Origin of the sequence: Hyalangium sp. (genome assembly GCF_035629615.1) — a bacterium.
Taxonomy (GTDB): domain Bacteria; phylum Myxococcota; class Myxococcia; order Myxococcales; family Myxococcaceae; genus Hyalangium.
Genome location: NZ_DASPHO010000566.1, coordinates 1 through 12,825 on the forward strand (window position 1 = coordinate 1; position 12,825 = coordinate 12,825).

At 69.7% G+C, this 12,825-nt stretch carries 11 protein-coding genes and 1 pseudogene; 1 reads left to right on the plus strand and 11 read right to left on the minus strand.

Translation table 11 applies throughout. The features are described from left to right. The coding region (locus tag VD972_RS28630) for an AMP-binding enzyme (protein ID WP_324991931.1) at nucleotides 1-867 on the plus strand (867 nt) is incomplete at its 5' end. A gap of 56 nt (nucleotides 868-923) precedes the next feature. Here VD972_RS28630 and VD972_RS28635 read toward each other — a convergent pair. From VD972_RS28635 to VD972_RS28685, 11 genes and pseudogenes are all read right to left on the minus strand, one after another. After that, nucleotides 924-1,553 carry a hypothetical protein gene (locus VD972_RS28635; protein ID WP_324991932.1) on the minus strand — a complete coding sequence of 210 codons (630 nt, stop codon included), beginning with the start codon at nucleotides 1,551-1,553 and terminating at the stop codon, nucleotides 924-926. Further along, entirely contained in the window at nucleotides 1,550-2,401 is an 852-nt protein-coding gene (locus tag VD972_RS28640; RefSeq protein WP_324991933.1) for a ribonuclease HII, read from the minus strand. The genes VD972_RS28635 and VD972_RS28640 overlap by 4 nt, the downstream gene beginning before the upstream one ends. Nucleotides 2,402-2,490: 89 nt before the next feature. Continuing rightward, on the minus strand, nucleotides 2,491-2,850 hold the full coding sequence (locus tag VD972_RS28645) for a carboxypeptidase regulatory-like domain-containing protein (protein ID WP_324991934.1): 360 nt from the start codon (nucleotides 2,848-2,850) through the stop codon (nucleotides 2,491-2,493). A gap of 151 nt (nucleotides 2,851-3,001) precedes the next feature. After that, nucleotides 3,002-4,771, minus strand: a complete 1,770-nt coding sequence (locus VD972_RS28650) for a M61 family metallopeptidase (protein WP_324991935.1) — start codon at nucleotides 4,769-4,771, stop codon at nucleotides 3,002-3,004. Nucleotides 4,772-4,807: 36 nt separating this feature from the next. Further along, nucleotides 4,808-6,268 (minus strand): RsmB/NOP family class I SAM-dependent RNA methyltransferase, encoded by a 1,461-nt coding sequence (locus VD972_RS28655; RefSeq protein WP_324991936.1) that lies wholly within the window; start codon nucleotides 6,266-6,268, stop codon nucleotides 4,808-4,810. Between the two features lie 171 nt (nucleotides 6,269-6,439). Beyond that, nucleotides 6,440-7,954: a metallophosphoesterase gene (locus VD972_RS28660; RefSeq protein ID WP_324991937.1), complete on the minus strand. Its 1,515-nt coding sequence runs from the start codon at nucleotides 7,952-7,954 to the stop codon at nucleotides 6,440-6,442. A 242-nt stretch (nucleotides 7,955-8,196) separates the two neighbouring features. Then, nucleotides 8,197-8,931, minus strand: a complete 735-nt coding sequence (locus tag VD972_RS28665) for a hypothetical protein (RefSeq protein ID WP_324991938.1) — start codon at nucleotides 8,929-8,931, stop codon at nucleotides 8,197-8,199. Next, on the minus strand, nucleotides 8,928-9,629 hold the full coding sequence (locus VD972_RS28670) for a DUF4956 domain-containing protein (protein ID WP_324991939.1): 702 nt from the start codon (nucleotides 9,627-9,629) through the stop codon (nucleotides 8,928-8,930). The genes VD972_RS28665 and VD972_RS28670 overlap by 4 nt, the downstream gene beginning before the upstream one ends. Nucleotides 9,630-9,640: 11 nt before the next feature. After that, nucleotides 9,641-11,341, minus strand: a complete 1,701-nt coding sequence (gene tmk, locus VD972_RS28675) for a dTMP kinase (protein ID WP_324991940.1) — start codon at nucleotides 11,339-11,341, stop codon at nucleotides 9,641-9,643. A 6-nt stretch (nucleotides 11,342-11,347) separates the two neighbouring features. Further along, nucleotides 11,348-12,064 (minus strand): VTC domain-containing protein, encoded by a 717-nt coding sequence (locus VD972_RS28680; RefSeq protein ID WP_324991941.1) that lies wholly within the window; start codon nucleotides 12,062-12,064, stop codon nucleotides 11,348-11,350. A gap of 16 nt (nucleotides 12,065-12,080) precedes the next feature. Then, a pseudogene (locus VD972_RS28685) lies at nucleotides 12,081-12,825 on the minus strand (hypothetical protein); the annotation flags it as partial.

Sequence of the window (12,825 nt, forward strand, 5' to 3'; positions counted from 1 at the left end):
CCCACGGCGATCCGTGCGTTCATGCGACTGGGCGAGGAGCATCCGCGCAAGCACGATCTGAGCTCGCTGCGGCTGCTGGGCTCGGTGGGCGAGCCGATCAACCCCGAGGCGTGGATGTGGTACCGCGAGGTGATCGGCGGCGGGCGGTGCCCGGTGGTGGACACGTGGTGGCAGACGGAGACGGGTGGGATCATGATCTCGCCGCTGCCGGGGGCGACGCCGACGAAGCCGGGCTCGGCGACGCTCCCGCTGCCGGGCATCCACGCGGAGATCCTGGATCGGCAGGGCAACCCGGTGCCGAAGGGGCAGGGCGGGCTGCTCTTCCTGACGAAGCCGTGGCCGTCGATGTTGCGCACGGTGTACGGGGATCCGGAGCGGTACGTGAAGACGTACTTCAGCGAGCTGCCGGGCAAGTACTTCACCGGAGACGGCGCGCGGACGGACCTGGACGGCTACTTCTGGCTGATGGGCCGCGTGGATGACGTGGTGAACGTGGCGGGGCACCGTCTGGGCACAGCGGAGGTGGAGAGCGCGCTGGTGTCGCATCCGCGCATCGCCGAGGCCGCGGTGGTGGGCCGCCCGGATGAGCTGAAGGGCACGGCGCTGGTGGCCTTCGTCACGCTGAAGAAGGGGACGGAGCCCTCGGCGGAGCTGAAGAAGGAGCTGGCCAACCACGTGACGAAGGAGATCGGCGCGATTGCGCGGCCGGACGAGATCCGGTTCGCGGAGGGGCTGCCGAAGACGCGCTCGGGGAAGATCATGCGCCGGCTGCTGCGTGACGTGGCTGCCGGCAAGCAGACGACCGGGGACACCACGACGCTCGAGGACCTCAACGTGCTGGCGACGCTGCGCCAGGACGAGGAGTAGGGCACCGTCGAGAGCGCATGGCCGTTGCTCGATTCCCCGAGCAACGGCCGGAGCCGTCAGCGCTTCAGGTGCGTCATGGCCGCGTCGAGCAGGGCGGCGATGCCTCGCCGGGTAACGAGGATCACCTTGCGGCCCACAGCGGGCGCCACGTTCGTGTAGTGCTCGCTCACCTTGTGGTGCAGCTCCGTGGCTCCCCACACCAGGATCAGGTCCGCCCACTCCAGGTTGTGCCGGGCCTTCTCCGCCGTGTGCCGCTCCGTACCGTCCACCATGCGCAGCTCGATGTGCCCGTTGAGCTGCGACTCCAGCTCCTCCCGCACCGCGGGAGAGCCCCCGACGATCACCACGTGCCGGATACCCTTGCGCCGGCACGCCTCCACGAAGTCCGTTCCCGCGCGCCGGTTGTTCGAGCCCCCACAGCTCTCGCAGTGACTCCGCGGGTCCACCATCAGCGGCTCCCGGCCGCTCGTGCTCGCCGCCTGCTGGCATGCCGGTGCGCTGCAGACGCGGAAGAAGCGCTCGGCCAGCACCGCCTCGGCGCGCTCCAGCTTCTGCTCGCTCATGCGAGCCTTCTTCGGGTTGACGATCTTCGCCTCTTCCAATGTGGAGCGAGCCCGGCTACGGGAGTCCGGGAGGGTGATGCCTCGCTGTGCCAACCACGCGTCGATATCGCGATCGGCGCTCACGGCTCGGGAGGAACAGGCGGTAGGGGGAAGAGCTCCTCCTGCACGGGCACCAGCCCGAGCGCCTCTCGCACCGGCCCGAAGCTGCGCCGGTGGATCGGCAATACACCCTTCTCCTTGAGCGCCTGGAAGTGCTGCGGCGTCGGGTAGCCCTTGTGTGAGGCCAGCCCATAGTCCGGGTACTGCTTGTCCAGCTCCGACATCATGCGATCCCGCGTCGTCTTCGCGATGATGGAAGCCGCCGCGATGCTCATCGACAGTGCGTCCCCGTGGATGATCCCCTTCTGGGGACATGGACACTCGGGAATGGTGCGTGCATCCACCAGCGCGTACTCCGGCACCAGCGACAGCGCCTGCACCGCGCGCCGCATGGCCAGCAGCCCCGCGTGGTAGATGTTGATGCGGTCAATCTCCTCCACCTCCGCCACGCCCACCGCCCAGGCCACCGCGTCCCGCTTGATCGCCACGGCGAGCTCCTCGCGGCGCTCCTCATCGAGGATCTTCTTCGAGTCGTCCAACCCCTTGAGTCGGTAGTTCTTGGGGAGAATGGCCGCCGCCGCCACCACGGGCCCGGCCAAGGGGGCCATCCCCGCCTCGTCCACCCCGGCCACGCGCTCCAGGCCCTGCGTCCACAGCTCCACCTCGTAGCGCAGCAGGTGGCGCAGCCGTTGCCCCTCCGAGCGGTTCTTCTCCTGCCGGGTGCGGATCTTGCGGGCGAGCGAGCGGGCGCCCTGCCGGCTGTCTGTCTCCAGCGCCTCCAGCAACCCCTGAGGTACGGGTTGAGCGCGCTCGAGGAACCGGTCGGTCAGCTCGGAGAGAGGCGCTTGGAGGAGTTCGTCCACACTCGGCATGGCCCTCGAAGGCTAGCGACCTGTTGATCTCAGGACAACCTCCCGATTCGGGGGGCTCGCCAGAGTGCCTACCCAACAGGTCGTGGACGTCACGGGTTGAGCTGCAGGGTGACTGCTCCGGGGACGGGCTGGCAGTGGCAGTCGTCGCACTGCCACTCCACCTCCGCGGCAGGAGAGACCTTGGCGCCCGCCGTGGCGTAGAGGCGAGTGAGGCCGGGGGCGAGCGACTCGTTGACGGCCCTGCTGACACCTACCTCATTGGTCACTCCGGTGATGCTCTCCTGACTCTCCTCGTTGATCGCGGTGACGGTGGCCCCTTTGACGAGGGCGCCATGCGCCGTGATCACCTCCACCTTCAACGACACCAACTCCTCCGAGCACACGTCCCCGCCCCTGTCCACCACGGGCCTGTTGTCACAGGCCGACAGGCAGGCGAGACCCAGCACCATCGGGAGAATCCGCAACCCAGACATGGCTGCGAAGGTGGTGCCGCCCCCTCGCCGCCGCAACACGCACCGTCAGGAAGTAGGCGAAAGGTGGGCCTGGGCGAAGCGCGACGCGTCCGTGTTCGGGTACCGGTGGACAACGTAGCGCAGGAGCTTACCCCACCGCCTCGTCCCACGGCGCGCCCAGCCAGGCCTGGTAGGCGGCCTTCTGCGCCTCGGAGGGCTTGTCCACTCGGGTGAGATACACGGCGTCCGCGGGCTTCTGGCCCAGCACCACCGGGACTTCCATCAGCTTGTCCCGCCGGAACACCGTGACCCGCACGGTCTCCCCCGGGCGCCGGTCCTCGCAGCGGCTCAACAGCCCGGCTCCGTCCGTCTTGTAGCCGTCCAGGGCCACCACCTCGTCCTCGGGGTAGAGCCCGGCCTCCATCGCCGGCGAGCCGTCCATCACGGAGGCCACCGTGGCGTTGCCTTTGAGGGAGAGCCCCAGCCAGCCCTTGGGCTTCGCCTCACTGCCCTTGCGAGGCGTTGGCGTGCCCCCCCTGTCCGTGGAGGACTCCCGCACGCGGAAGCCGATCTCGAGGCCCACGTGCGAGAGGACGGAGTAGTCCAACTCCTCCGTGGAGCGCACGGCCCGATCGAAGAAGGGTGTCAGGTCCTTGCCTGCCACTTCACTCACGAGCTTCTCCACGCCGTCCTCCGGCACGCCCGAGCCATTGCCGTAGCGCTGCCACAGCAGGCGCACCACGTCGTCCAGGCCCTTCGCATCTCCGGTGGCGCGGCGGAGCTCGAGATCCAGCAGCGCGCACACCACCTCGCCCTTCAGGTAGTAGGAGATGGCGCTGTTGGACGAGTTCTCGTCAGGCCGGTAGTGCTTGATCCAGCTCATCAGTGACGCGTCCGCCAGCGTCTGGACGCGGCGGCCCGGCGTGCCATGCAGCGTGGTGAGCGTCTCGCCGAGGCGGGTGAGGTAGCGGTGGGCGGACATCAGCCCGGCGCGGCGCACGAAGAGGTTGTCGTAGTACGACGTCATCCCCTCGAAGGCCCAGAGCAGGGTGGTGTAGTTCTCCTGCGAGTAGTCGAAGGGCACGAGCGCGCGGGGTTTGATGCGCTTGACGTTCCACAGGTGGAAGTACTCGTGCGCGGCCAGCGTGAGGAAGTCCTCCCAGCCGCGGCTGTTCTGCATCGCCGCGCGAGGGAACAGCAGGGCCGTGGAGGCCTGGTGCTCGAGCCCGCCGCGTCCCTTGTCCGTGAGGTACACGAGGAACAGGTAGCGCTTCATCGGCAGCCCGCCGAGCAGCCGCGCCTCCGCCTCGCAGATGCGCTGCAGGTCCGTCGTCAGCTTGTCCGGATCGGGGACGGTGTCGCCCCAGACGACCACCTCGTGCGGCACGCTCGCGGCGACGAAGGACAGGGGCGTGTGCGGCCCCACCTCGAAGGGGCTGTCAATGAGCGTGTCGTAGTCCGGCGCGGAGAAGATGCCGTCCTGCTGCTCCAGCGCGGAGAACGTCCGCCAGCCCTCTGGCGCCTCCACGGTGACGCGGTGCTCGTGGTGGCGCGTGGCATCTGTGTAGAGGAAGATCGTGGCGCCGTTGAAGTAGCCGTGCGAGCCGTCCAGGTGGCTGGTGCGCACCGTCAGCTCGTTGGCGTAGACGCGGTAGCGCAGCGTCACGGCCCGGCCGCCGGTGCGCACGCGGAAGGTGCGCTTGTCCGCGCGCTGCACGGGGAGCAGCTCGCCTCGAGGGCCCACCGCTGTCACGTCCTGAAGGTGGCGGGCGTACTCGCGCACCAGGTAGCTGCCGGGCGTCCACACCGGCAGGACGGCATCGAGCACGTCAGGGCCCACCGGGAAGGTCGCCTCCACCTCGAACAGGTGCGAGTGCGGGCGGGGCATCGAGACGCGGTAACGGACGGCTTCCGGCATTGCCGAGGGTCTCCAGTGAAGGGGAGTTTCCAGAGATTACTTTGCCCGGACGAGGATCGCCCCGAAGAACCCATCCGTCCCGTGCGTGTGAGGGGCCAGCCGCAGGAAGGGGCCGCGGCTCACCTTGGCGCCCAGCTCGGGGCCCAGCTCCTCCGTCACCGGGCGGATGGAGAAGTCGGGGTGGCGAGCGAGGAAGGCCTCCACCACGGCCTCGTTCTCCTCGCGCAGGACGCTGCACGTGCCGTAGATGAGCCGGCCGCCGGGCTTCACCAGGGTGGAGAAGCGCTCCAGCAGCGCCTTCTGCCGGGCCACATGGTTCGCCAGATCCTCGGGAGAGAGGCGGTAGCGGGCGTCCGGCTTGCGGCGGTAGGTGCCCGTGCCGCTGCAGGGCGCGTCCACCAGCACCCGATCCGCCTTGTCCTTCAGCGGCGCGAGGGCTTCGTCCGCGGCAGGGCCCTCGGAAGGGATGAGCTGGGTGCGGGCATTGTGGACACCGGCGCGGCGTGCGCGCTTGCGCAGCTCGTCGATGCGCTTGGCATCCACGTCCAGCGCGTGCAGATCGCCCCGGTTCTTCATCTGGACGGCGAGCTGGAGCGTCTTTCCTCCGGCCCCCGCGCATGCATCCACTACCCGCGTGGGGGGCGCGTCCACCAGCATGCCCAGGATCTGACTGCCTTCGTCCTGCAGCTCGAAGAGCCCGTCTCGGAAGCTGTCGAGCGAGAAGGCGTTGATCCGCGTGTTGAGCCACAGCCCCATGGGGGAGAGCGGCGTGGGCTGGCTCTCGACGCCCTCTGCCTCGAGCCTCTTCTGGAGGGCCGCGCGGTCGCCCTTGAACAGGTTGGCGCGTGCGGTGAGAGGAGCGCGCTCGTTCATCGCCTCGGTGGCGCGCTCGGCCTCTGCTCCGAACGTCTCGCGGAACTTGTGCGCCAGGAAGTCCGGCAGCGAGGCCACAAGGGGGAAGCGCTGGTCTCGCGGGAGTTTCTCCAACGCGGCGGCGGCCTCCGGCAGTGCGTCCAGGGCTGCGGCGTCCACGCCGGTCAGTGCGGAGTCTCGGGCTACGACGTCAGTGGGCTCGCCGTGGAGGATGCGAGAAGCGGCCAGCCTCAGCACGTCCTGGCGCGTCGTCTGGAGCTGCTCGAAGCCGGAACGCGAGTGGGAGAGGAGGTAGTCCACCGTGCGCTGGCGGCGAAGCAGGGCATAGACGCGCTCGGCGACGGCACGACGCTCGGTGGAGTAGAGGTGGGCCTTGCGCCGAAGGGTGAAGTCGAGCGCCCGATCGGAGAGGCGGCCCTCGTGCCTCACCATGCCATAGGCCTCCAAGCTGGCCTGGAGGACGAGGTCCTCACGAAGCGGGCGCGCCGAGCTGGCTTCGGACGCCTCGTGAGCTGCCCTCGAGGTCTTCGGGCGAGGGGACCTCGAGCCCTTCGACGCGGATTTCTTGCTGAAGGACTTCTTCGAGGAGGGCGGCTTGGCGGCCTGACGGTCAGTTCTTTTCATGGCGGGCTCCAGGGCCCCCGAGGGGAGGGGAACCTGCGGTGTAGGTGCCCATCGCATCCCAGAAGCCCGGAGGCAAGCGCGGAGAGGCGCCAGGGTGTGGCCCCCCGGTCCAGGGATGGACACTGCCGCTGTGGCAGTGCCCACCTCTGGAATGGGGGACAGGCGCTGCGTTCAGCGCCGGCGGCGCCGCAGGAGCCCAGCCAACGCGAGTGCACCCAGGGGAAGGAGGGCCCCCACGGGAATGGCCGAGCACCCAGCGCTGGGTGAATCCCCCCACGTGCCGGGCGAGGTCCCAGGGCCGGAGGCCACCGGCGGCTGGGTGTCCCCAGGGTTCGGAGCTCCCGGATCCGTCGGCGTTCCACCGGTCCCGGCCGCCGAGACCGAGATCTGGGTGGTGGAGGTGCTGCTCGCGCCTCCCGTCGGGGTCGTCGCCGTCGCCGTCACCGTGTACTCGCCCGGCTGAGCGTAGACGTGCTTCACTTCGGCTCCCTCGCTGGTCGCTCCATCTCCGAAGTCCCAGCGCACGGCGACGCCAGGGGAGGGGAGCTCGGCGCGGAAGAGCGCCTGGTGCGGAGCCACGCCCCGCTGCCCTTCCACGATCAGGTTGATCCTCGGGGGCTCCTCGGGCGGGAGCTGCTTCGTCAGGGTGAAGGAGTCCACCACCTCCCCCTCGGGCGTCAGGAGCCTCCCCAGGAGGGTGCCGCCTGTCACGTCGACATCCAGGAAGCCGTGGACCTTGTTGTTGCGCGTGACGCTCCACTCGGGCTGCTTGGAGGAGATGTAGCGCAGGTTCGCTCCGCCGCCGCCCACCACGAGGTAGGTGACGCCGTTCTGGCCCGCAGGCGCCACCGCATCCCCGATCATGGGACGGGTCCGCTCGTAGTGGTGGTCATGCCCCGTCAGGACGAGATCCACCCCGTGCTTCTCGAAGATCGGCGCGAACTCGCTGCGCATCTTGAGGGCGGAGCCCCAGGCGCCGGTCGACCAGGTCGCGTGGTGGAAGTACACGATCTTCCAAGCGGTCTGGCTCGCCGCCAGATCCTGCTCCAGCCACGCCTTCTGCGCCGCGAGCGTGCAGCGGTCCGCCGTCGCCAGACCCAGGGCGCAGCTCGAGTCCAGCCCCACGAAGTGCACGAAGCCCCAATCAAAGGAGTAGTAGCGCTCACCGCCGCTCGGGCTGGTGGGCAGGTACATGTTGTCCAGGTACGGCTGCGACTGATTCGTGACGTACTCGTGGTTGCCCGCAACCGGGTAGAAGGGGACCTCGGCGACCAGCTCCGCCAAGGGCGCGAAGAGGTTGTTCTGAATCTCCTCCTCGGTTCCGGCTTCGTAGGCGTTGTCCCCCAGCCCGAGGAAGAGCTCCGGCCGGCGCTCCAGCATGGCGCGGGCCACGGCCCTCTGGCGCTCCCCTCCCGTACCGGAGTCCCCCACCGCGGCGAAGTGCACCCGGCGCGTGCCCTCCACTGGTGCGGTGCGGAAGCGCTTCGTGGCCGTCTGGGCGCCGCAGGCGTGCACCTGGTAGGTGTACTCCGTGCTCGGCGTCAGGCCCTTCAACTCCACCGCATGGATGCGGCCGCTGTCCGCCGAGCGGACGACCGTGCTCAGGGCTCCCTGCGTGCCGTAGTGCACCTCGGGGGTGCAGTTGGCGTCCAGCCGGAAGGCAACCAGCGCTGTATCTCCCCTCACGCTCTGCAGGTAGGGTGTGCGGGTGAGAGTGGTAGCCTGAGATACGCCCGCGGTCAGCGTGAGCGCGCAGGCCAGTACGCCAAGCGCAGATACCTTCGATTGATGCATGAAGCCTCCGATCCGGTGGATTCCGGGATTCGGAGGCTTGAAACGGCTACCCCTCGCTACTCCATCCAACCCGCCCCTTCTCCCAGCAGGCGGGCGGGGGAGCGCCCTCAGGCCCGAGGCCCCTGCACCTCCGGCTACTTCTTCACGTCATGGGAGACGAGCTCCTCGAGCCGCTCGCCGTCCTCCCTCACCTTTCCGAGGCCCGGTACGAGCCAGTAGACCCGCTCCTTGCCTGCCTTGTCCGGCCGATCGCGCTGGACCTTGATGGCGTTGGTGAAGGTGCCGGCTGGGACAGTGACGGTCTCGTTCACGGCGAGCACGCGCCAGACATAGGTCCGCTCCTTCTCTTCCGTGGTGCCGTCGTCCTGCCGCGTCAGCTCCCGGATCGTGGACTCGTAGCTCCAGCCCAGCTCCTGGGTCTGGGCCAGGGACTTCACGGTGGCCGGAGACCACGTCGTCACCCGGGCGATGACGTCAGCCTTGAGATCCTCTTCTCTCAGGCGCACCACCACGCCGTTCTGCAGCTCGAGCTGCCACGAGCGCTCCTCCAGGTGCGGCTGCACGCTGCGCACCAGGGTGGCCGTGGTGGCCGTCTCCGGTACCGCCTGCGGTCCGAGCACCTCCACGCGCTTGTCGAAGACGCCGCGCGTCGGATCCGTGATGCGGTATGTCCAGGAAGAGCCCGTCGTCAGCGGCCACAGCGATGGGGGCTCGCCAGGCTCTGGCTGCTCCGGCTGTACGGGGACGCCCGGCAGTTCCGGGGTCTCCGGCGGTTGCCCGCCAGGATCCAGCGGCAGGCTCCCACCGCTCCCGCCACATCCCCCCAGCCACACCACGGCCGCCAGCGCGGCCACGACAGCTCGCTTCATACCAGGTCCTCCCGTGCCCCCTTGGGGCTCACCGCGGTCCACTTCAGCCCCCGTAGGGGCGCTCCCTCTGTCTGGCTCAGCGCCGCGACGAGAGAGCCCGGTTCCTTCTCCTCCACTTCCAGCTCCAGCCGGCGCCCGTCGAAGTCGAGCGCACAGCCCTTCACCAGCACGTTGCGCTCCCCCAGCGCCTTGCGCAGCGAGGCCTCCGCGTTCACCAGATCATCCGACTGCGCCGACAGCACCACGCGCTGCCGGGTGCCCTTCTCCTCCTTGTTGAAGAGGTCCAGCACCACCAGCAGCCCCGCGACGAACAGCGTGCCCACGCCTGCCAGCGCCAGGCTGCCATGTCCGCAGGCCATCCCCAGGCCGATGACCAGGAACAGGATCGCCGCGTCGCGCGGGTCCTTGAGTCCCGAGCGGAACCGCACGAAGCCGCCCAGGCCCACCAGCCCGAAGGCCTTGGCCACGCTGTCGCCGATGACACAGGTGATGACGGCCGCCGCGGTGCACAGCAGCACCTGGGCCTGGACCATCTCGGACCGGGGCATCGGCCGGCCCATCAGCAGCCGCCAGGGCCGCAGCGAGAGCACCGCGCCAATCAGCACCGCCGCCACCATCCGCGGCACGATGGCGCCCACATGAAGGGAGGACAGATCCTCGCCCATCCCACCAAAGATCCCAGTCAAGGAGGCGTCCATGGCTGTCCGTTCTAGACCGAGACCTGGGACTGGGAGCTGAACACCGGGCGGATCACCCGCTCGGTGGCTGTCTCCTGGGCCGTGGAGATGACGCCGTAGGCGTTGCGCAGCAAGGGCAGCCTCACGGGCGCGGCGCCCAGGATGCGGGTGATGAGCGCCTCCACGCGCTCCGTCAGCGGCAGCCCCCTGAGAGAGGACAGCACGGTGGCCGGCCAGCGCTCCGCGCACGTCTCGCGCAGCTGCCACGCGCGCGGATCATCGAGCCCGTCGAGCGAGTCGATGGCCTCCTTGGTGACCAGGGCGTAGCGCTCGCGCAGGGCGAAGGCCTCGTGGGTGGTGAGGCCCGTCAGCGAGCGGAGCACCAGCTTTGGCGCCTTGTCCGCGAGCTGCTCGCGCAGGCCGCTGGCGAATGGCGAGTCCAGGCCGACGATGCTCCGCAGCACCGAGAGCCGATCGTGCGGCAGGAGTGCCTCTCGCAGCGCATCCACGCGCTCTCCGCTCAGGCCCGTGAGGCTGCGAGCCACCTCGGCATAGAGCTTCTTCTGGATGCCCAGCTCGCGCACGGACCACGCCGTGTCTCCTTCCACACCCGCGAGGCCGAGGAGCACGTCCACCAGCCTTCTCTCCCCCAGGGCCTGCTCGCGCAGCGCCCAGGCCTCGTGGCTGCCATTGCGCTTGAGGCCTGCCACCACCTCCCCGGGCGACAGGGCATAGAGCTGCTGGCGCAGCACCATGGCTCGCGGCGAGGCACTCACGGCGAGGCTGGCCACCACGTCCACGGGCACCACCTTCGCCAGCAGCTCGCGCAGCGCCCACGAGGCCTCATCCTCCAGCCCCGACAGGCTGCGCACGGCCAGCCCGGGGAAGCGCTCCACCGCCCCCAGCCGCCGCTGGTGCGCCGCCAGCCCAGGCAGGCCCCCCAGCATCCACACGGCAAGGCTCGGCTCACGCACCTCCAGCGAGTCCAGCGCCTGGAAGAAGCGCTCCTCCACACTGTCCACCGTCACCGGTCCCGGCGTCACCGGCGTGCTCGGAGGAGGGGAGATGCGCTGCACTTGGGGCTCGCGTCCCTGCAGCCGCGCCACCACCGCGTCCATGATGCGCTGCTCGAGCGCCCACAGCGGCTGATCGTTGTTCTCGATGATGAGCCAGCGCGCCGGATCCTTGCGCGCCATGGCCAGGAAGGCCTCGCGCACCCGTACCCCGAGCCCTGCCCCCGCAAGCCCCTTGCGACTGTCGGCGTCCGAGGCGCGGCCCTCCTTCAGCTTGCCCAGCCGCTTGCGCAGCCTCGCCAGATCCGGCTCCACGTCCACCAGGATCACCAGATCCGGCCACATGCCGCGCGAGGCCATGGCACACGCGGGCGCCAGCTCCTCCACCGGCAGGCCGCGCCCGCCGCCGCTCAGGGCCAGCTGCGAGTACAGGTACCGATCGCTGATGCAGACCTCGCCGCGAGCCAGGGCGGGCGCGATGACCTCCTCGAGCTGCTGCGCGTCACGCGCCACGTTGAGGAAGAACTCGGCGCGCGGGCTGAGCTCCAGCAGCCGCGAGTCCCGCGTCAGCTCCCGGATGCGCCGCGCTGCGGGCGCTTGCAGCTCTCCACCCTCGCGCGCGTGCGCCACCTTGTAGCCCAGCCGGCGCAGCCGCCCGGCCAGGAGGTTGGAGAGCGTCGTCTTTCCGCTGCCGTCAATGCCTTCGAAGTCGATGAACACGGTGCCCTAACCCCCTAGAACCCCATCCGCGGAGAAGGCCTGAACCTTCACCATCCCCTCGGCGAACTTGCTGTACGCTGGCTTCCTGCTGCCCGGGTTGAGCGTCGCCAGCCACGACGGCAGCTCCGCGCCCAGGTGCTTCACCTCCACCACCACGCGCCGATCCGTGAAGACGGCAGGCCCCAGCCGCTCGGCAGTGAGCGTCGTCTCCGACAGCGCCAGCTGCGGGGTGACGGGGTGGAAGCCGATGTCCCGGTCCACCGTCACCCGCCAGGCCTGCGTCGCCTGGTACACGTGGCGCCGGTACGTCACCGCCAGCACTGGCATCAAGCGCCCCCCCGCGATCAGCGGCAGCAGGCCCGCGCTCCCACGGATCACGCTCTGCAGCTGCGTGCGGGGCACCCACACCCGGCGCTTCTGCGTCACGCCGTGACGCTCGCGCTTCACCTCCAGCACCACGCGCTGCTCCCCGCCGGAGCCCAGGTCCGGCGAGTACTCCTTGGTGCGCACCTTGAGGCAGTCCTCCGGGGTGAGCAGCGCGCGCTGGGCCAGCGGGTAGCCCGGCTTGTCGAAGTACACGGACACGATGCGCGTGGGCGGAGGCAGGCACCCGCCCAGCTCCGCGGAGAGCCGCGCGCACAGCTCCCCCACCATGTCCCGGTCCAGCACGAGCTTGAACTCACGGCGCAGCTTGGTGACTTGCCCTTCGGCGAACGACAGCATCGTCGAGCCTCCGTGCCTAGAAGCGGGTGGCCAGCTGCAGCGAGTACTCTGTCCCTGGCGCTTCATCGCCTGGGCGCAGGGCACGCTCCGCCTGCAGCTGGGCCTTGAAGGAGTCAGAGAACAGGACGTTGAAGCCCCCCACGGCCGCCCAGCCACGTCCCGCCACCTCTCCGCGCAGCTGGAGTGCCTCTGCCCCGGCGAGCGGCTGCAGCGCCCAGTCCTTGCCCAGCGGCAGCGTGTAGCTGGCCAGCCCGAGCTGCGCGCTGAAGGGCCCCAGCGCCAGCTGTCCGGTGACGAGCTCGGCCGACACCTCCAGGGCGCCCAGGCGCAGCGTCCCATCCACGGCCACGGCATGCCGCTGGGTGCCCTCTGTCACCTGCGCCAGGTAGCTGCTGGCACCCACCGTGAGCGCCTTGAAGGGACGCACGCTCACGCGCGCCGCCGCGTCCTCGCTGGTGCGATCGCCCAGCTCATCCTCGGCGCCCTCGAAGAGGCCGCCGGAGACCTTCAGGTTCCACGTCTCCTTGAGCCGCACCTCACCCATCAGCCCCAGCCGGCGCCCGCCGAGCTGGTGCGTCTCCGTCAGGTAGTCATCCACGAGCCCCCGGCGCATGAGCGGCAGGCCCCACGTGGACTCGAGCTCGCGCGCCAGGAAGGGCGCCTTGAACTGGCCGGCATACAGGCGCAGGCGCTTGTCCCCGTCGGCGAGCCGGACGAAGGCGTCCTTGAGGATCGTCTTCGACGACAGATCCGCGCTCACC